The following is an 18,648-nucleotide window of genomic DNA, read 5'->3' as shown; positions in this document are numbered from 1 at the left end:
ATTAAGGCACATTTGCGGAAAGTCCATGACATTGTCAGTAACAGTGTAATTAACAATGTTGAAAAACTGTCTTCTGGACTACATAAGCCGCGGCGGGGCACTACCCAGTAAGGTCTTTGGAGAGTCGGAATGGACAAGTTTGCCGAGTTGCGTGCGTTCACACATGTGATGGATCACGGCGGGTTCACCGCTGCGGCAGAAGCACTCGGAATGTCGAAAGCGGCGGTCTCAAAGAATGTTGCTGCGCTGGAACGACGGCTTGGTCTGAAGCTCTTTGAACGCACCACCCGGCAGGTCCGCCCGACCACCGAAGGCAATCACTACTACCGCTGGACCCGGCAGCTGCTGGCCGAGGCCGACTGGGCCGACACCTGTGCGCGCGCGCTGGCAGAGCCGCAGGAGGCCGCGCTGCGGATCGCCGCGCCGGCGGAACTGGTCGAGCATATGATCCTGCCGCGGCTCGGTCGCTTTCTGGCGTCGCATCCCGATGGGTCGGTGGTGTTCGAACCCGCCGGGACCGAGGGCTGCGATATGTCCATCTCGACCGAGGCAGGCGATGTGATGGACGGGCGCCCGCTGGCGGTGAGCACCCATGTGGTGGTGGCCTCCTCGCTCTATCTCGCGACGCAGGGCCGCCCCAACAGCGCCAGCGATCTGGCCTCGCATCGGTTGCTGCATCTGCCTTCGGAGCAAGAGAGCGTGATCTGGACGCTGACCGATCGGCGCGGCGCGGACACGCCGGTGACCACCGAACGGCGGATCGAGCTTTCCGACACCCGCACCGTGCTCGAAGCCTGCCTTGCCGGTCTGGGCATCGCTTGCCTGCCGGATTTCGTGGTGGCGCGGGATCTGGGGGTAGGGCGCCTGACCCGCGTGCTGCCCGACTACGACACCGAGCGGCGCGTGGTCGTCTCTCGCACCGAAGTGGGCGGCCCGGCGCGCGAGCTTGCGATGCAGTTCGAGGCCTATCTCGACACGGTGCTGCGCGAGCAGGGCGCTCCGATCTCGGGCCGCGTTGGCGATCTGGTCCCCTGAGGCATCAAAGCTAAGCTCGGTCGGCGGTCACTCCACCGCTGGCAGCAGCACGACCTCGACACGGCGGTTCTCTTCGCGGCCTTGCTCGACAAGATTGCTTGCCACAGGCGCGAGATAGCCCGCGCCATCGGCCTCCATCTGTGCTGCCGGGATATCGTGGCGCTGCCGCAGATAGCTGCGCGCGGCGTTGGCTCGCTTGCGCGAGATCGCCACATTGGCCTCGGCCGAGCCTGTCGCATCGGTGTGCCCCACGAAAAGCACGCGCCGCGCGGGATCCTCGCGCAGGAAGCTGGCCAGCCGGTCGAGCGAGTCAATCGGTCCCTCTCCAAGCTCATCTGCCCCGGAAGCGAAGGCGAGATCGCGCAGGATGGCATGGCCGTTCTCTTCCAGCGTATCGATCAGGTCGCGCTCGGCGCTGGCAACCACGGGCTCGGCGTTGGCGTCTTCGCTGCTTTCAGCCTCGGCGGCTCCGGGCACTGCAGGCGCGACAGTTGTGGGCGTATTTGGCGTGACGCGGATCACCTGCAGGAAACCCGCCGCGGGGCTGCGGCTGGCAAGAACGGTGAGGACCTCTCCGCCGGGTCCGCGCGCCGCAAGGAAACGGTAGGCGGTGAGGTCGACATACATCGCCGGCGCGCGCATCACCTCGGTGGCGAAGCGGAAGTCAAAGCCGCCGCAGCTGCGCGCTTCGCAGTCGAGCAAGATGTCCCAGCCGGCATCGACGAACTGCGCGCGCAGCGGGTCGATGATCTGCAAGACCGTCAGCCCCGAGGCGTCGAGCCGCCACGCCTGCCGCTGCACGCGGCCCTCAACGGCGGCGGTGGGCAGCCCCTCCATCTCGGTCCAGGGCGCGATCGGCACGGCGTAGCTGCCGGGATCGGTGATGCGCTCTTCCGCCAGCCGGGCGGTCGCGGGCAGCGAAAGGTCGAGCGCCGCAACTGGCGCTGCAAAGAGAAGCGACAGCGCGAGGGCAGGGAGGAGGCGTTTAGCGCGCCTGCGTGTGGTAGTCGTCATTCGGCCGCATATCGGTGGCGCTGGCCACCCGGTTGGTCATGTTGAAAAAGCCCGCCACATTGGCAATGTCCCAGATGTCGCGCTCAGAGAACCCCGCGTCGCGCAGGGCTTCGCGGTCATATTCGGCGATCTCGGCGCTGGCCTTGGTCATCTTCTCGGCAAAGCTCAGCATGGCGCGCTGGCGGTGCGGCAGGTCGGCGACGCGCCAGTTCATCACCAGCATCTCGCCAAGTTGCGGATCCCCCGACAAGTCGCGCACGGCGGCGCCATGGGCGGTCAGGCAGTAGAAGCAGCGGTTGATCGACGAGACCACCACGGCAATCATCTCGCGTTCCAGCTTGGACAGACCCGAGTCCGCCAGCATCAACTCGTTGTAGAGCCCGGTGAAGGCGTCGAGCTTGGCGATGTCGAAAGCATGCGCTTTCAGGACATTGGGCACCATCCCGAGCTTGTCCTCGCAGACGTCGAAATACTTCTGGGTGCGCTCTGGAAGCGGGTCGACCATCGGCAGATCGAGGGCGGTGGGTCTGTCCTTGGTCATGCGCTCAGGTCCCGGGTTTGATGCGGTAGTGGTACTGTCCCACAAGCACCATCCCGAGGGAAGCATAGAGGCCATTGGCCGCATCGTTGTCGCGCAGGCAGACCACCGACATCCATTTCGCGCCCCGGTCCTCGGCCCAGATCGCGGCGCGGCGCATCATGGCCTTGCCCACACCCTTGCCACGGTGCGCGCCCAGAACCTCCAGCGCGTGCACCATGGCGATGCCGTCGTGGATGCCGCAATAGCCCGCCCCGGCAGGCTTGTCGGAGACGCGCCCGAAGAGCGCCGTTTTGGGGCATTCGGCGCGCTCCATCACCCCCACGCGCGCCGGGCCGATGCCGCCCTTGGCCCAGATCTCGCGCATCACCGCCAGCGGCTCCCAGAGCGAGAAGGCGCTCATCCGGTGCGGCGGCGTCTGCGTCAGCCGGGCAATCGGGCAGGCCCAGAGGTTGACCTCGTCGATCAGTTCATAGCCGCGCGAGTCGAGCGCCACGTCCAGCGCCGTCTCTCCGGCGCGGATCATGAAGAGCGGCTGCTGCTGCATCATCCGCTGCGCCTGTTCGGCGGCCTGCAAATCGTCGGGGCTCCAGCCATCCTCGGCGGTGATGCACGACACCCGCTTGCCGCCGCCCGCGCCCTGTCGCAGCAGCCACGGACCCGCGGCCACCTTTGAGGCGGCGGGCCAAGTGGTGTCGATCGTGGCGTAGAGGCTTGGCAGGTCTGGCGTCATCTTGGCACTCTGCCGGCGGCGCGGCCGGTACGGGTTACATCCTTGCCATCATCTATGGCGGCTGTGGCGGGCGAGGGCAATCGGCCCGGTCAGCTTGCGGGAAAGAGCGCGGCGAGGCGCGTCATTGCCGCATCGACGCGCGCGCCTTCAGAGCCACGGATGACGATGTTCGCGCCGTAGATCCCATCTTTCTGGAATGGGTAGGATCCGATCGACAGGTCAGGGAAATCCGCCGCGAGCTGCGCCAGCGGTCCGGCGATCTCGCCTTCGCCGCGTTCGATCCGCAGGGATTGCGACAGCAGCGGCGCGCCGCCGGTCAGCTTCGGCAGCACCGAGGCCACCATCGCCTCGAACACCGACGGCACACCGGCCATCACATGCACATTGCCAAGGGTGAAGCCGGGCGCGATGGAGACCGGGTTGTCGATCAGCGTCGCGCCCTCGGGGATGCGTGCCATACGCTGGCGCGCCTCGTTGAACTCGCGTCCCGACCGCTCGTAATGCGCGGCCAACAGATCATAAGCGTCCTGACGCACGCCGATCGACGCGCCAAAGGCACCCGCCACCGCGTCGGCGGTGATGTCGTCATGGGTCGGGCCGATCCCGCCCGAGGTGAAGAGGTGATCATGGCCGTCTTTGAGCGTGGTCACCGCTGCGACGATGGCATCATGATCGTCCGCCACCATCCGCGCCTCGCGCAGGTCGATGCCGTGCTTCGTCAGTTCCTGCGCCAGATAGTGCATGTTCGAATCGCGCGTGCGACCGGCGAGGATTTCATCTCCGATGACCAGCATGGCGGCGGTGGGATTGGGCATGGTCCGGGCTCCTCGCAGGGCTTTGGGGGTAGGGCGCGCTGAGCGCGGCTTGCCCTTGGTATAGGCCCCGGCGCGTAGCTTTCAAACCCCTGCAGTCAAAGGGAATGCCGGCTGTCGTGACTATAAACAGGGCTGCTGGAGGCGAGGTTTGCTCGCGCTATGCGTGCGCAGCTTGCTGTCACAGGCAGCCGCATGCCTAAAATGCAGGCTGTGACGCAACGTCTGCCGGTGAGAAATCACTGGACAGTCACCAATTCTTCATGTGTTGTGTTCACGACACGACATTCCGGTCGACCCACTGGCGCAAGGCGCTCAGCAGATCGACCAGCATGATGGCGCTTTGGGAGGAGTAGCCATCTGCAACGATCCGGTCGCCCCTTCGGGAGGGTTTGGGGCGGCCGGATACCCCTTCAGATAAGCATCGTTCATCAGCGCGGAACCAGCGCATAGCAATTTTTGTATTGCTCAGGTCATTCCATGGCGCGCTCGGCGCATTTGCTCAATCAATGAGCAAATGTTTCGGGTCGCGCTTTCAAGCTGAAGCATTTCGTATCTCCGACAGCCGCCAAGCCCCTCCCAATGCTCACCTTTTGAGCAGAGCCACGGCGCGCCTGTTGCTATGACGCCACGGCAAGACAGGTCTGCAAAGCTGACCATTGTGCGGCGCTGCAGCATTGGCTAACTTCAAGACACGACGCAGCGATGCGTCATCGGGTTTCCTGGGGCTCTCTCCTCCTCCCTGAGCTCCGGAAATTGGCGGCGATCCCTCTCCTCCTCCCTGGGATCGCCGCTGTTCCCCTTACCCTTCCGAGCAGCGGCACACGGCCTGAAACACCCAGCGAGATATCTCTCGCCATGGGCCTTTGCTGTTTCTGGCAATGCCAATTTTGGTAAGGCCAAGTCGCGCGCATCACTCGCCTTTCCCACGTCTATTCGTTTTTCGAATTTTCGGCGGCTGAGTTATCATAGTCAGATATATTCTCAGGCCTCCGCATCTGACCTAGGGTCTCTCTCGAAACAACCAGAGGGACCGACATGGGCGCGCTTGATGGCATCCGAGTACTGAGCTTCAACCACTTCCTGTCCGGCCCGGCGGCCGCGCAGCACCTTGGCGACATCGGTGCCGATGTGATCACTGTCGAGCCGCTGAATGGCGCCTTCCAGCGCAATTGGGCGGTGGCCAACCGCTTTGTCGACGACACGTCGGTCAACCATATCACTACCGGCCGCAACAAGCGGTCCATCGCCGTGGACCTCAAGTCGCCCGAGGGCATCGCGGCGGTGAAGCGGCTGATCGAGACCGCCGACGTGGTGATGGAGAACTTCCGCCCCGGTACGCTCGACAAGCTGGGCCTGTCGGAGGCCGAGATGCGCAAGGTGAACCCGCGCATCATCTACGCCACCACCACCGGCTACGGCGCCGACGGCCCCTATGCCAAGCGCCCGGGGCAGGACGTGCTGCTGCAGGCCATGGCCGGGCTCGCCGCGCACACCGGCAGCATGGAAAGCGGCCCTGTCGCTGTCGGCTCGGTGCCGATTGACCACCATGCCGCCGCGCTGACGGTCGCAGGCATCGTTGCGGCGCTCTTCGAGCGCGAGCGCACCGGCACCGCCCGCCGCGTCGAGGTGAACATGCTGCAGGCCGCGATGGATCTGCAGGGCGAGTCGATCACCGCATGGATGAACGGCGCGGATCGCGCCGGGCCGCGCGGCTCGGACGGTATGGCCACATGGTTCAGCCCCGCGCCCTACGGCATCTACGCCACCAAAGATGGCCACGTGATGATCTCCATGTCGACGCCGCCGCAGCTTTCGGGCGCGCTCGGCCTGCCGCAACTGGCAGAGCTCTCCGCCGATGAAGGCTTTTCCAAGCGCGGCGAGATCTCCCGCATGGTGACCGAAGGCATGGCGGCGCTGAGCACCGAAGAGGCGGTTGCCAAGCTGACCGAGGCCGGGGTCTGGCACGAGGTCGTTCAGGATTACGACGGGCTCAAGAGCAACCCGCAGGTGCAGCACCTCAAGGCCTTCACCGAGGTCGAAAGCGGCAAGGGCACGCCCATGGTCATGCTCTCGCATCCGGTGCGCTACGACGGCGAGACCCCGCCCGTGCGCCGCGCGCCCCCGGCGCTTGGCGGGCAAACCCGCGAGGTGCTGGCCGAGGCAGGTCTCTCCGAAGACGAGATCGAGGCGCTGATCGCTTCGGGCGCCGTGGTCGAAACCGACAAGATGCGCAGCTGAGCCGCGCCACCCTCCCAAGCAAGATACCCAGCAGGACAAGACAGATGGATTTCACGATCTCCGACGAGATGAAGATGATCACCGACGCGGTGGGCCGTTTCGTGCGCGAAAAGGTGCAGCCGCTCGAGCAGGAGACGGAAGAGGCCGCGCAGATCCCGCCCGAGAAGCTGGCGGCGGTAAAGGCCGAGGCGCAGGAGCTGGGCCTTTACGCGATGAACATGTCCGAAGAGGTCGGCGGCGCGGGCCTTGGCGTGATGGACATGTGCCTTGTCGAAGAGCAGCTCGGCCAGACCTCCGACGCGCTGATCCGGCGCATCTTCGGGCAGGTCTACCCGATGCTCGAAGCCTTCGAGGGTGATCTGCGCGACAAATACCTCTATCCCACGGTAAAGGGCGAGAAGATCTGCGCCATGGCGATCACCGAGCCGGGCGCCGGCTCGGACGCGGCGGCGATCAAGACCAACGCCTATCTCGACGGCGATGAATGGGTGCTGAACGGCACCAAGCACTTCATCTCTGACGGCGATATCGCCGATTACGTGATCGTCATGGCGGTCACCGACGCCGAGAAACGCGCCCGCGGCGGCATCAGCCTGCTGATCGTCGACAAAGGCACCCCCGGCTTCACCGTGGCGCGGAACCAGAAGATGATGGGCCACCGCGGCTACGGCCACGCCGAGCTGAACTTCGACGATGTGCGCATCCCCAAGGGCAATGTGCTGGGCGAGGTCGGCAACGGCTTCAAGGTGATGATGGCCAATGTCGGCGGCATCCGCCTCGGCCACATCGGCGCGCGTGCGGTGGGCATGGCCAGCCGTGTGCTCGAGATGATGCGCGAGCATGCCGCCACCCGCCAGCAGTTCGGCCAGCCGATCGGCGATTTCCAGATGGTGCAGCAGATGATCGCCGACAGCGCCATGGAGATTTTCGCCACCCGTATGATGGTGCTCAACACCGCATGGGAAGTCGATCAGGGCCTCGACCCGCGCGACAAAGTGTCGATGGTCAAGGTGCAGGCTTCGGAAATGCTCGGCCGCGTCGCCGACCGCGGCATTCAGGTCTTTGGCGGCTACGGCTTCACCAAGGAGCTGCCGCTCGAGCGCATCTACCGCGATGCCCGCGTCACCCGCATCTACGACGGCACCTCCGAAGTGCACCGCATGCTGATCGCCCGCTCGGTGATCAAGCGCGGCCTGACGCTCTGAGTCGCCCGCCTTCATTGTTCCCCAAATACGCCGGGGGTCCGGGGGCTGGCCCCCGGCTCGGCGCAACAGACGAGACAGCGATGACACAGGATCTTCCCGAAACCGGGGCCGCCATCACCTTCCGCAAGACGATGACCGTGGCCGAGCAGGGCTTTTTCACCGGCATCACCGGCAATATGACCAAGACCCACGTCGACCGGGCCCATGCGAAGAGCGCGGGCCTTGCCGATATGTCGGTCTTTGAGCTGGCCGCCTCCGGCCTGCTGACCACTGCGCTTGGCCGCCTTGCAGGCCCGGCATGGCGCATCGGCGACTTCTCGGTCTCCTTCTCCCGCGCGTTCCCGGTGGGCAGCTCGCTTGCCGCCACCGCCACCGTGACCGAGGCCTCGCCCGAGGCCATCGCCTGCAGCCTGTCGGTTCTGGTCGAGGGTGACGAGGTGATCACCGGCAGCGCGCGCATGGTGCCGCTGGAGGCCTGAGCATGTATGACATCCGCAATATCGACGAGCTGGAGGTGGGCGACCGCGTCACCGTCTCCAAGACCGTCACCGAGGCCGATGGCGCCATGTATATCGCCGCCACCGGCGATTTCGGCCCGGTGCATGTGGACGAGGGCTATGCCTCGACCACCCGCTTCGGCGAACGGCTGGCGCCGGGCATTCTGGTGGCGGGCATCTGCACCTCAGTGTTGACCGCCGAGCTGGTGGGCACCGTGGGCGTGTCGATCCGCGACAGCTTTTGGTTCACCGGCGCGGTGCGCTACGGCGACACGATCACCTTCGACATCTGGATCTCCGGCAAGGACGAAGAGAACCGCACCGTCGACTGGCAGGCCAGCGCGAAAAACGAAGAGGGCGTCGAGGTACTGAAAGTCGACGCCACGCTGAAATTTCCGAGAAAGAGAGTAATCGCATGACCCTGACCGGTAAGGATCTTCGCGGCATCACCGTTGCCACCGTGCTGCCCTTCGACGAGGCGGGCGCGATCGACTGGGACGGCTATTCCGCCGTGCTCGACCATTGCGCCAAGTCCGAGACCACCGATTGCGTCTTCGTCAACGGCCACGCGGGCGAGGCCACCGCGCTCACCGACGCCGAGAAGGTCGAGGTGATCAAGCGCACCCGTGACCAGATCCACAAGGACCAGCCGCTGCTTGCGGGCATCGTGCCGACCGGCATCCCCGACGCGCTGCGTCAGGCCGAGATGCTGCGCGAGGCGGGTGCCGATGTGGCGGTGATCTTCCCGCCCGAGGCGCTTGGCGGCGGCAATGCCAACACGTCGGCGGCGGTGAAGATGTATGAGCTTCTGGCGCGCGAGATCCAGATGCCTTTGTCGCACTTCCAGTTCCCCATCGGCTCGGGCTTTGGCCTCGCGACCCCGGTGCTGGCCGAGATCGCGCAGATCCCCGAGGTCATCGCGATCAAGGAAGGCTCGGCGACGCTGCTGGCCTATGACGAGAACCGCCGCGCGGTGAAGGCCGCAGGCCCCGACACGGCGATCCTGCCGTCGAACTTCCACTGGTTCTTTGCGCAGGTCGCTCTGGGGGGGGACGGTATCCTCTCGGGCCTCGCCAGCCTCGTGCCCGGCTTGCTGGCCGATCTGTGGCAGGCGTCGGAAGAGATGGATCTGGCCAAGATGCGCGCTGCCAACGACCGGCTCTATCCGGTGGTGCGGGCGATCTACGGCCCCGCGCCGGTGATCGACATGCACACCCGCATGAAGGACGGGCTGCAGATGCTCGGCGTGATCAAGAACGCCGCGCCGCGTCTGCCGCTGCTGCCGCAGTCCGAGGCCGTGCGCGAGGGCGTGCGCAAGGCGCTGATCGCCGCCGAGGTGCTGTGATGAGTGCGGCGGCGCATGGCGGTCTCTACGCGGCGACGATCTGCCCGATGACCGAGGAGGGCGCGCTCGACCGCGCCAGCCTCGAGCGGCACTTCCAGACCGTGCTGTCCGATCCGGGGCAGGCGGGTCTGCTGCTCAACGGCCATGCGGGCGAGGGCATCCACATGACCCGCGCCGAGCAGGCCGAGGTGGTGCGCATCGCGCGCGAGGTGGCGGGCAAGCGCCGCATCCTCGCCGCGGTCAGCGCCGAGACCACCGCCACCGCCGCCGCCGATGCGCAGGCCGCGCTGCGCGCCGGGGCCGATGCGATCATGGTCTTCGCGCCGTTCTCTTGGGCGCTGGGGGCCGATCCGCGCGCCATCGTCGCGCATCACCGCGGCATCGCCGAGGCGACTGGCGCGCCGGTCTACCTGTTTCAGGGCTCGGTGGGCTCGTTCAAGCTGGCCTACACGCCGGACGTGCTGCGCCAGCTGCTCGAGATCGACAGCGTGGTGGGCATCAAGGAAGGCAGCTGGGAGACCAAAGCCTATGAGGTGACCCGCCGCATCGCCCGCGAGATGCGCGCCGATGTGGCCGTCATGGCCTCGGGCGACGAGCATCTCTTTCCCTGTTTCATGCTGGGCAGCGATGGCTCGGCGGTCAGCCTCGCGGCGCTGGTGCCGGAACTGATCACCGGGCTCGACGCCCATGTCCGCGCGGGCGAGATCGACGAGGCGCGGATGATCCACGAGGCGCTCTTTGGGCTGGCCAAGCTGGTTTATGCCGCGCCCGGCCATCTGGCCGCCGCGCGCCTCAAGGCTTGCCTTGCCGAACTGGGACGCATCGACAGCCCGGCCTGCCGTGCCCCCACGCCGCGCATCGAGCCTACGGAGCTTGCCGCGCTGATGACCGCCCTTCGTCCCTGTCTGGAGCTGATCCTGTGACCCAACTGCAAACCCATATCGTCTTTGTCGACATCGACCCCGAGGATGAGGCCGCCTTTGACGAGTGGTACGAAAAGACCCATCTGCCCGACATTCTTGCCTGTCCCGGCTGGCTGGACGCGCGCCGTGAGAAATGCATCGAGGGCGGGCCGCGCCATGTGGCGATCTACACGATCACCGGACCCGAGGCCTATGAAACGCCTGAATTCAATGCTATCAAAGGCTTCGGGCCGTTCACCGACAAGGTGCGCAACTTTCACCGCATCCGTCTGACGCAAAGCTGAGGCGGCCCGAATGGGACTGGGAAAGCCGGGACTGGCAAAGCCAGCACAAGGGAAACCGGCAAAGGCAAAGCAAGGACAGGGGTATCCCATCGGCGACATGCTGAACCTTCGTCAGCTCGAAATTCTCCGCGCCGTGGTGCAATATCGTACCACCGTCGGCGCCGCGGAGCGCCTCGGCATGTCCCAGCCCTCTATCTCGAACACCATCCGGCACATCGAAACCGTGCTGGGCTTTCCGCTCTTTGAGCGGGTCAGCAACCGCCTTTCGCCCACCGAAGAGGCGCTGATCCTGCTTGAGGAGTCCGAGCCGCTGTTTTTGCTACGCGACGCGGTGAACCAGCGCGCGGCGGATCTGCGGATGGGGCGGATCGGGCGCATCCGCATCGCCTCTACCGCCGAACTGAGCGAAGGCGTGCTGCCGCGGGTGATCGCCGATTATGCCCGTGACTACCCGCGCATTCAGGTCTCGCTCGAGACCCGGTTGCTCGATAGCGTGCTGCAGGTGGTCGAGAACGGGGTGGCCGACGTGGCCTTCATGCTCTCGCCCTACGAGCGGCAGGCGCTGACTTACGAAAAGGTCGACGAGTTGCGCGCAGTGGTGCTCTGCGACGAAAGCGATCCGCTGGCGAAGCTCGACGCGGTGAGCCCCAAAGATCTGGCCGAGCGCCCGATGGTCGGCCCGCAGGTGGCCAACCGCATCGGGCTCATGCTGGCCGACAGTTTCCGCGCGCAGGGGCTCGACTATCGTCCGACGATCGAGACCCGCTTCATGAACGCCGCCGCCCGTGTTGTCCGCGAGGGCTGGGGCGTGGCGCTGATCGACGAGCTGTCGGCCTATAGCGCCATGCGGCCCGGTCTGGTGGTCCGCCCCTATGCCGCTGAGCTGAGCTTTGGTCTTTCGGCGGCCATGCTGAAGACCAAGACCCCCTCGCGCCAGACCCAGCGCTTCATCAAGGCGTTCCGCGAGCGTGTGGCGCTGCGGCTTGCCGAGGTCAGGGCGGAAAGCCAGCGCCCGGCTCAGGTCTGAGCCGGGCTGGGCCTCCGACCTTAGCCGCGCATCTGGCGTAGCAGCGCGGCGCCTCCTTCTGCAATCAGATTGGTCTCATTGGTGGCGACGATATGGCTCGCCCCCAACTCCAGCGCGTGGCTCTTCAGCAGTGCCTGCGGCAGCCCCATCACACCAAAAGCGCAACCGTTGCCCGTTGCTGCCGCTGCGATCCTTGCGAAGGCTGCGGCCACATCCGGGTGATCCAGCTGACCGCGCCGCCCGATGCCGTCGGCCAGATCGTTGCTGCCGATCATCAGCATGTCGATGCCGGGCACGGCGGCGATGTCTTCGACCGCAGCCAGCGCTGCAGCGCTTTCGATCATTGCGATGACTTTGATCCCTTTTTCGGCCTTCTCGGTCAGCTCCGCCGCGGGCACCACACGATAGTCCAGCGCGGGCAGGGGGCCGGGCAGGGCGCGCGTGCCACGCGGTGCAAATCGGCAGGCCTCGGCGATGCGGCAGGCGTCCGAGGCGCTGTCCACATGCGGCACGATCACGCCGCTTGCGCCGCAGTCCAGCACCCGCGCGATATCCGGCGAGCCGGGGCCGGTGACGCGCCCGAACACTGGCAGACCCGCCGCGATGCCCGCCGCCGCGGCCTGCCCAAGCTCGCTCATGCCAAGCGGGCCGTGCTCCATGTCGATCACCGCAAAATCGAATCCCGCGCCGCGGGCCAGAAGAACCGCCTCGGCGCGGCCCAGAAGACAGAAGGCGAGGCCGAACTTCGGGGTTGCCATGTTTTCATCCTGCATCATATTTGATCTGAAACTCATATTTAGACCGATTTTTGATCTGCGCATTTTTGTGTCATCTGGAGGCTAGATCGAATTTCTGCGGAATATTAGAAAAAGCGGCGCGTTAAATACTTCCTATCACGATATTTATAGTCCGATAGCTTCCGTGCCGTCCGCTTGGCGGTAACCTCCTATGAAAACCGGCGACGGTGACGCTGGGTCCGCCCTTGGATACCCGCGGCACCACCGAGACAAAAGGAGGTGCGTCCATGCACGATCGGACGACCAGCAACGGCGGAACGGCAGGCGCGCAGCAAAGCGCGCCGACCCCGAACCTGATCAGATTTCTGCAATTTTGCCTGACCCTGCTGCGCCGGTTGGTCGATGGGGTGGCGCTGCTGCTGCTGGCCTATATGGCCTGCGCCATCGCCGCACAGATCATCGGCCGCTACTTCTTCAACTACTCGATCGCCTGGAGCGAGGAGACCGCGACCTTCGCGCAGGTCTGGCTGACGCTGCTCGGGGCCGGGATCGCCATGCGCTACAACCAACACGTCGGGGTCGACGTGCTGATCCGCAAGGCGCCGCTGCCGGTGCAGCGCCTGTGCAATGGCGCGAGCCTGCTGCTGGGGCTGTGGTTCCTTGGCGTGGTTGTCGTGGGCTCGCTGTCGATGCTGGCCATCGGCTTTGTGGTGAAATCCCCGGCGCTGCGCATTCCCATGGCGATCCCCTACATGGCGCTGCCGGTGGGCTTTGGCTACTTCCTGATCGAATTTGCCGTGACCTCGCTGCCCAAGGTGCTGCACCCGGGCCGTGCTGATCAGACCGCCGAACAGGCGCAGGACGCGGAGGCGGCGGCATGATCTGGGCAGGCGGCGGCTTCCTCGTACTTCTCATCTCGGGCACGCCCATCGTTCTGGCGCTCGGCATCGCGGCCCTGCTGGCGATCGAGCTGACCACCACCGCGCCGATCTCGATCGTGGCGCAGCGGGTCTACGGCGGCATCAGTTCATTCACCCTCATGGCGATCCCCTTCTTCGTGGCCTCGGGGCTGCTGATGGAGGCGGGCGGCATCGCGCGGCGCTTCGTCAACCTCGCCAGTGCGCTGGTGGGATGGATCACCGGCTCGCTCTACATGGTGTCGATCGTGACCGGCACCGGCCTCGCGGCGATCTCGGGCTCTGGCTCGGCGGACACCGCTGCGATCAGCGCGGTGATGACGCCGGAGATGCGCAAGCGGCGCTATGACATCGACCTTGCCTCGGCGGTGATCGCGGCCTCGGGCTCGCTCGCCTCGATCATCCCGCCGTCCATCGTGATGATCGTCATCGCCATCACGGCCAACCAGTCGATCGGGGCCATGTTCCTTGGCGGCATCGTGCCGGGCCTGCTGGTGATGATCGGGCTGATGGTCGGTTGCTGGCTTTACGCCAAGCGCGGCGGAGATGCCTACCGCGATCAGGAAGCGTTCACCTTCAAGCGCCTGCGCGCCGGGTTCATCGACGCGGCCCCCGGCCTGCTGGTGCCCATCGTGATCATCGGCGGCATCGTCGGCGGCATCTTTACCGCCACCGAGGCGGCCTGCGTGGCGCTCTTCACCACGCTGATCGTCACCATGTTCATCTACCGCGAGCTGAAGCCGCGCGATCTGCCGCGCATCTTCCTCAAGGCGATCAGTCTTTCGGCGACGGTGCTGATCATCATCTCCACCGCTTCGGTCTTTACGTGGATCATCGCGACGCAGGGCTTCCCGGCGATGCTCAAGGACTGGCTGACCGGGGTGACCGACAACCCAATCGTCTTTCTGCTGATCGTGAACCTGCTGCTGCTCGTTGTCGGCATGTTCATGGAGAGCATTTCGGCGGTGCTGATCCTGCTGCCGATCCTGCTCCCCATGGCGCAAAGCTACGGCATCAACCCGGTGCAGTTCGGGGTGATTACCGCGCTGAACCTCTCGATCGGGCTGATCACGCCGCCCTATGGCATCTGCCTTTACGTCGCCTCCACCGTTGCGGGACGGCGCATCGAGCAGGTCTCGCGCAAGGTCTGGCTGCCGCTTGGCTGCATGCTCATGGCGCTGCTGCTGGTCACTTTCGTGCCCGCCGTCTCCCTCTGGCTTCCCTCGGTCCTGCTGTGACCGAGGGGCGCTGCCCTACCACCACTCACCGACCAAAAAAGAAAGAGAAAACAGCAATGTCCAACAAGGTTCTCACCACAATCGCGGCACTGGCCGCATTCGCCGCGGCGCCTGCCTTTGCCGCCGATTACACCTTCAAGGTCGCCCACACCAACGCCGCGGGCGAGGTGCAGGACATGGGCCTGCAGAAGATGAAGGAACTGCTGGAAGAAAAGACCGACGGCGCCGCCACGCTGGAGATCTATGCCGGTGGCCAGCTTGGCGACGAGCAGCAGACCGTCGAGGGCGTCATGCTCGGCTCGCTCGACATGGGCATGACCTCGAACGCCATGCTGTCGAACTACGTCGAGGACTATAAGGTTTTCGATCTGCCGTTCCTCTTCCCCTCGATCCCCGCGCTTGGCGAGAAGGTCGATGCGAACTGGGACATGATGGAAACCTCGGCCAACGGCTCGGGCTTCCAGCTGCTCGCCGTCTTCTCTTCGGGCATCCGCCACCTGATGACCTCCAAGCCGATTGAGAGCATGGATGACCTCGCTGGCATGAAGATCCGCACCATGCAGAACCCGGTGCACGTCGAGGCCTTCCGCGCCTACGGCGCCAACCCCACGCCGATGTCCTATTCGGAGCTTTACGGCGCGCTGCAGTCGGGTGTGGTTGATGGGGCCGAAGGGGCCTCCACCGGCTATGATGGCATGAAGTTCTATGAAGTCGCACCCGATTTTGCGCTGGTCGGCTGGCTCAACATGACCGCGCCGGTCACCATGAAGAAAGACGCTTTCGACGCGCTTCCCGAGAACATCCAGACCGCGCTGATGGACGCCGGTTCGGAAGCCGCCACGTGGCAGCGCCAGTATGTCGTCGACCAAGAGCAGCCGCTGCTCGACAGCTTCAAAGAGCACGGGGTGACCATCACCAAGCCGGACACCGCGCCCTTCATCGAAGCGTCGCAGCCGCTTTACGAAAGCCAGCTTACCACCGAAGGTCAGAAGGCGCTGTTCGAAGCGCTGACCAAGTAAGCAGGCCCCTCGGGCCCGCGGCGTCTCCCTCCCTATCCGCCGCGGGCCCGATCCGAATTTGAGGAAAGACCGAAGCATGCTCGATACCGCCATCCGCAACGCCGAGATCGTCACTGCCGCCGACCGCATCAAAGCGGAGATCGGCATAAGGGACGGGCGCATCGTCACCATCGCCGAAGACGTCGGCCCCGCGCGCGAAGAGATCGACGCCGCGGGGCTTCTGGCGCTTCCGGGCGGGATCGACGCGCATGTGCATCTCGAGCAGCATCAGGGTGGCGGCGTGGTCATGGCTGACGGCTTTGAGAGCGGGACGCGCTCGGCGGCGGCGGGGGGCAACACCACCGTCATGCCCTTTGCCCTGCAGCAGAAGGGCCAGTCACTGCGCGAGGCGGTGCAGGCCTATCACGAGGCTGCCGAGGGCAAATGCTACGTCGACACCTCGTTCCATTTGATCATCACCGATCCGACGCCGCAGGTGCTGGGGCAGGAACTGCCGGCGCTGGTCAAGGCGGGCTATACCTCGTTCAAGGTCTTCATGACCTACGACGACATGGTGCTGAACGACGCGCAGCTGCTGGATGTCTTTGATGTGGCGCGGCGCGAGAAGGCCATGGTCATGGTCCATGCCGAGGGCTACGACGCGATCCGCTACATGGCCAAGCGGCTGGAGGAGGCAGGCAAGACCGCGCCCTATTACCACGCCGAAAGCCGTCCGCAGTCGGTCGAGCGCGAGGCCACCCATCGCGCGATCAGCCACGCCGAACTGACCGATGTGCCGATCACCATCGTCCACGTCTCTGGCCGCGATCCGATGGAGCAGATCCAATGGGCCAAGCGGCGCGGCATGAACATCTGGGCCGAGACCTGCCCGCAGTACATCACGCTCACCGCTGACGACCTCAAAGGGCTCAACATGGATTTCGAGGGGGCGAAATACGTCTGCTCGCCGCCGCCCCGCGACACCGACAGCCAAAAGGCGATCTGGGAAGGGCTGCGCGACGGCACCTTCGATATCTTCTCGTCCGATCATTGCCCGTTCCGCTTCGAGGATGACAAGGGCAAGGACGTAGAGGGCGCGCGCACCTCGTTCCGCTGGGTGCCCAACGGCATTCCCGGCATCGAGACGCGGCTGCCGATCCTCTTCTCCGAGGGGGTTTCGAAGGGCCGCATCCCGATCGAGCGTTTCGTGGCGCTGACCGCGACAAACCCTGCCAAGCTCTTTGGTCTTTACCCGCTCAAGGGCACCATCGCGGTGGGTGCGGACGCCGACATCACCCTGTGGGATCCGGCGCGCGAAGTGACCATCTCGCAGTCGCTGATGCACCATGACTGCGACTACACGCCCTTCGAAGGGCTCGAAGTGACGGGCTGGCCGGTGCGCACCATCCTGCGCGGCAAGACGATCTTTGAAGAGGGCGAGGTGACCGGCGCGCGCGACGCGGGCGTCTACCTCGAGCGCGGCACAAGCCAAGCCTTCGGTGCATGACGGGGTAGGGGTTGGCGTGGATCGCCCCCTTCTTCGTGCCTGTAGGTCTGGCACGGCTGAATGCCGCTCAAAGAGTACACCCATAGGCTGAATGCCGCCTGTGATCATGGCAAGAGGGCGAGAAAGCGTGCCTCTTGCGACACGGGCTGACGGTTTCCTTTTGAAACACGTATAGGGTGAATCTCGCGCCGGGCTTACTCTGCTCTCATGCCCCCCCCGGCGGGGCCTCAAAGACTTTTCGAATAATTTGAAATTGGAGCAGAGATCATGAAATTCGCAAGCACCGCGCTGCTGGCCGCACTGGCTGCCGCTCCCGCATTTGCAGGCAGCCTCGAGCCCGCGCCCGTCTACACCCCCGTTGCCGTTCCCGTGCCGGTGCCCATGACCCGCGATTGGACCGGCGGCTCTGTCGGCATTCAGCTTGGCTATGGTGCGTTTGACACAAGCAATGCCGACGACGATTACGAGGAAACCGGCGATTACGGGCTCAAGGCCTACTACGATTACGATCTGGGGTCGTGGGTGGTTGGCGGCGGTGTCCAGTATGACTGGATCGGCGCCGAATTTGGTGAGGCCGGAGAGCTGACCGGCATTCTGCGCGTCGGCGCCCGTGCAGGCTATGATGCTGGCAATACGATGATCTATGGCACCGGGGGCTATGCCCGTGCCTATCACGACGGCGGAGACCTGAAGGTGGGGGATTCCGACGGGTATTTCGTCGGTTTCGGGTCCGAGACCTTCCTGTCGGACACGTGGACCATCGGCGCAGAGATCGTCTACAGCGAGTTTGAAGACTTCGACAAAACGGACCTCAAGCTCGACACGACACAGCTGAATATCTCGCTGAACTACCGCTACTGATGCGCAAGAGCCCGGGCGACACCGCCCGGGCCAATTCCCTGCATCAAGAGGTGAAAGCGGTCAGCCTTCGGGGGCGATCCGCGAGACGAGGTCTTCCATCATCGCCGCGTTCTGCATCCGCAGGATCGCTTCGGCGGTGGTGGCATCCTGTCTGCGCAGTGCGTCGATCAGCAGTTGCATCTCTTCGGCCATGACCCGTCGCCGCCCGGTGCCGTAGCCATAGCCGCGGCGAAAGGCAAAGATCGTGTCCCAACCGCGCAGGAAGACCCGCAGCGCCTCGCGATTGCCGCCAAACTCCACCAACCGAGCGTTGAAGCGGCGGTTGGTGTCGATCGCCTCTATGTCCTCACCAGCCTCGAGATGCGCGCGATATTCGGCGGCCAGCGCCTCAAGCTCGCGGATCCGCTCCAAGGTGAGGGCCATCATGCCGCGCCGCACGGCGAAGATCCGCAGCTCGGTATTCAGCTCGAAAAGATCGGTGATATAGGCGCGGTCAAGCTGGCGCACGGTGGCGCCGCGATTGGGCTCGATCTCGACCAGCCCTTCGCCCTCGAGCTTGCGCAGCGCCTCGCGCAGCGGCATGGTCGAGAACCCCAGCCGCTTGGCCAGTTCCGCGGTCTTCAGCCGTTCGCCAGGAGCGATGCGCCCCGAAAGAATATCCTCGCGGATCAGGCGGGTGGCCTGATCCACGGAGTTCTGTGCGGTGTCGAGGGCAAGCGCTTCGTTGGGCATGGCG

Annotated in this window: 20 protein-coding genes; 14 read left to right on the top strand and 6 right to left on the bottom strand. The window is 65.1% G+C overall.

Annotation, left to right across the window (positions count from 1 at the left end):
• Window positions 1-129: 129 nt before the first annotated feature.
• Window positions 130-1,035, top strand: a complete 906-nt coding sequence (locus tag AYJ57_RS19920; protein WP_066110148.1) for a LysR family transcriptional regulator — start codon at window positions 130-132, stop codon at window positions 1,033-1,035.
• A gap of 27 nt (window positions 1,036-1,062) precedes the next feature.
• Here the strand turns inward: AYJ57_RS19920 and AYJ57_RS19915 are convergent, their stop codons facing one another.
• The 4 genes from AYJ57_RS19915 to AYJ57_RS19900 form a co-directional block, all read right to left on the bottom strand.
• A complete protein-coding gene (locus tag AYJ57_RS19915; protein ID WP_066110146.1) occupies window positions 1,063-2,049 on the bottom strand; it encodes an OmpA family protein in 987 nt (328 codons plus the stop codon).
• Window positions 2,021-2,590, bottom strand: a complete 570-nt coding sequence (locus AYJ57_RS19910; protein WP_066110144.1) for a peroxidase-related enzyme — start codon at window positions 2,588-2,590, stop codon at window positions 2,021-2,023. Before AYJ57_RS19910 ends, AYJ57_RS19915 begins: the two co-directional genes overlap by 29 nt.
• A 4-nt stretch (window positions 2,591-2,594) precedes the next feature.
• Window positions 2,595-3,320 carry a GNAT family N-acetyltransferase gene (locus AYJ57_RS19905; protein ID WP_066110142.1) on the bottom strand — a complete coding sequence of 242 codons (726 nt, stop codon included), beginning with the start codon at window positions 3,318-3,320 and terminating at the stop codon, window positions 2,595-2,597.
• An 89-nt stretch (window positions 3,321-3,409) separates the two neighbouring features.
• Entirely contained in the window at window positions 3,410-4,135 is a 726-nt protein-coding gene (locus AYJ57_RS19900; protein ID WP_066110139.1) for a competence/damage-inducible protein A, read from the bottom strand.
• A 1,035-nt stretch (window positions 4,136-5,170) separates the two neighbouring features.
• On the opposite strand from AYJ57_RS19900, the gene AYJ57_RS19895 reads away from it, so the two are divergent.
• The 8 genes from AYJ57_RS19895 (at window position 5,171) to AYJ57_RS19860 (ending at window position 11,654) form a co-directional block, all read left to right on the top strand.
• Window positions 5,171-6,373, top strand: a complete 1,203-nt coding sequence (locus AYJ57_RS19895) for a CaiB/BaiF CoA transferase family protein (RefSeq protein WP_066110137.1) — start codon at window positions 5,171-5,173, stop codon at window positions 6,371-6,373.
• A 44-nt stretch (window positions 6,374-6,417) separates the two neighbouring features.
• The gene (locus AYJ57_RS19890; protein ID WP_066110135.1) at window positions 6,418-7,578 is read left to right on the top strand and encodes an acyl-CoA dehydrogenase family protein; all 1,161 of its coding nucleotides are present in this window, start codon (window positions 6,418-6,420) and stop codon (window positions 7,576-7,578) included.
• Window positions 7,579-7,658: 80 nt separating this feature from the next.
• Entirely contained in the window at window positions 7,659-8,057 is a 399-nt protein-coding gene (locus AYJ57_RS19885) for a MaoC family dehydratase (protein ID WP_066110133.1), read from the top strand.
• A gap of 2 nt (window positions 8,058-8,059) precedes the next feature.
• Window positions 8,060-8,494, top strand: a complete 435-nt coding sequence (locus AYJ57_RS19880; RefSeq protein ID WP_066110130.1) for a MaoC family dehydratase — start codon at window positions 8,060-8,062, stop codon at window positions 8,492-8,494.
• Window positions 8,491-9,420, top strand: a complete 930-nt coding sequence (locus AYJ57_RS19875) for a dihydrodipicolinate synthase family protein (RefSeq protein ID WP_066110128.1) — start codon at window positions 8,491-8,493, stop codon at window positions 9,418-9,420. The genes AYJ57_RS19880 and AYJ57_RS19875 overlap by 4 nt, the downstream gene beginning before the upstream one ends.
• Complete coding sequence (locus tag AYJ57_RS19870; RefSeq protein ID WP_066110126.1) at window positions 9,420-10,343, top strand: dihydrodipicolinate synthase family protein; 924 nt, start codon at window positions 9,420-9,422, stop codon at window positions 10,341-10,343. The genes AYJ57_RS19875 and AYJ57_RS19870 overlap by 1 nt, the downstream gene beginning before the upstream one ends.
• On the top strand, window positions 10,340-10,627 hold the full coding sequence (locus tag AYJ57_RS19865; RefSeq protein WP_066110124.1) for a DUF4286 family protein: 288 nt from the start codon (window positions 10,340-10,342) through the stop codon (window positions 10,625-10,627). Before AYJ57_RS19870 ends, AYJ57_RS19865 begins: the two co-directional genes overlap by 4 nt.
• Before the next feature lie 97 nt (window positions 10,628-10,724).
• The gene (locus AYJ57_RS19860) at window positions 10,725-11,654 is read left to right on the top strand and encodes a LysR family transcriptional regulator (RefSeq protein WP_237220236.1); all 930 of its coding nucleotides are present in this window, start codon (window positions 10,725-10,727) and stop codon (window positions 11,652-11,654) included.
• Between the two features lie 20 nt (window positions 11,655-11,674).
• Here the strand turns inward: AYJ57_RS19860 and AYJ57_RS19855 are convergent, their stop codons facing one another.
• On the bottom strand, window positions 11,675-12,412 hold the full coding sequence (locus AYJ57_RS19855; protein WP_083191411.1) for an HpcH/HpaI aldolase family protein: 738 nt from the start codon (window positions 12,410-12,412) through the stop codon (window positions 11,675-11,677).
• A 266-nt stretch (window positions 12,413-12,678) separates the two neighbouring features.
• On the opposite strand from AYJ57_RS19855, the gene AYJ57_RS19850 reads away from it, so the two are divergent.
• From AYJ57_RS19850 to AYJ57_RS19830, 5 genes are all read left to right on the top strand, one after another.
• The gene (locus AYJ57_RS19850) at window positions 12,679-13,272 is read left to right on the top strand and encodes a TRAP transporter small permease (RefSeq protein ID WP_083191378.1); all 594 of its coding nucleotides are present in this window, start codon (window positions 12,679-12,681) and stop codon (window positions 13,270-13,272) included.
• On the top strand, window positions 13,269-14,546 hold the full coding sequence (locus tag AYJ57_RS19845; protein ID WP_066110122.1) for a TRAP transporter large permease: 1,278 nt from the start codon (window positions 13,269-13,271) through the stop codon (window positions 14,544-14,546). Before AYJ57_RS19850 ends, AYJ57_RS19845 begins: the two co-directional genes overlap by 4 nt.
• A 56-nt stretch (window positions 14,547-14,602) precedes the next feature.
• A complete protein-coding gene (locus AYJ57_RS19840; RefSeq protein WP_066110120.1) occupies window positions 14,603-15,565 on the top strand; it encodes a TRAP transporter substrate-binding protein in 963 nt (320 codons plus the stop codon).
• A gap of 76 nt (window positions 15,566-15,641) precedes the next feature.
• Window positions 15,642-17,051: a dihydropyrimidinase gene (gene hydA / locus AYJ57_RS19835; protein WP_066110118.1), complete on the top strand. Its 1,410-nt coding sequence runs from the start codon at window positions 15,642-15,644 to the stop codon at window positions 17,049-17,051.
• 267 nt (window positions 17,052-17,318) lie between these two features.
• The gene (locus AYJ57_RS19830) at window positions 17,319-17,912 is read left to right on the top strand and encodes an outer membrane protein (RefSeq protein ID WP_066110116.1); all 594 of its coding nucleotides are present in this window, start codon (window positions 17,319-17,321) and stop codon (window positions 17,910-17,912) included.
• A gap of 60 nt (window positions 17,913-17,972) precedes the next feature.
• Here the strand turns inward: AYJ57_RS19830 and AYJ57_RS19825 are convergent, their stop codons facing one another.
• Window positions 17,973-18,644: a GntR family transcriptional regulator gene (locus AYJ57_RS19825; RefSeq protein WP_066110114.1), complete on the bottom strand. Its 672-nt coding sequence runs from the start codon at window positions 18,642-18,644 to the stop codon at window positions 17,973-17,975.
• Window positions 18,645-18,648 lie beyond the last annotated feature (4 nt).

It is taken from the genome of Salipiger sp. CCB-MM3 (assembly GCF_001687105.1).
Taxonomy (GTDB): domain Bacteria; phylum Pseudomonadota; class Alphaproteobacteria; order Rhodobacterales; family Rhodobacteraceae; genus Salipiger.
Note: the sequence above shows the minus strand (reverse complement) of the source record. Positions and strands in the feature narration are given on the sequence as shown.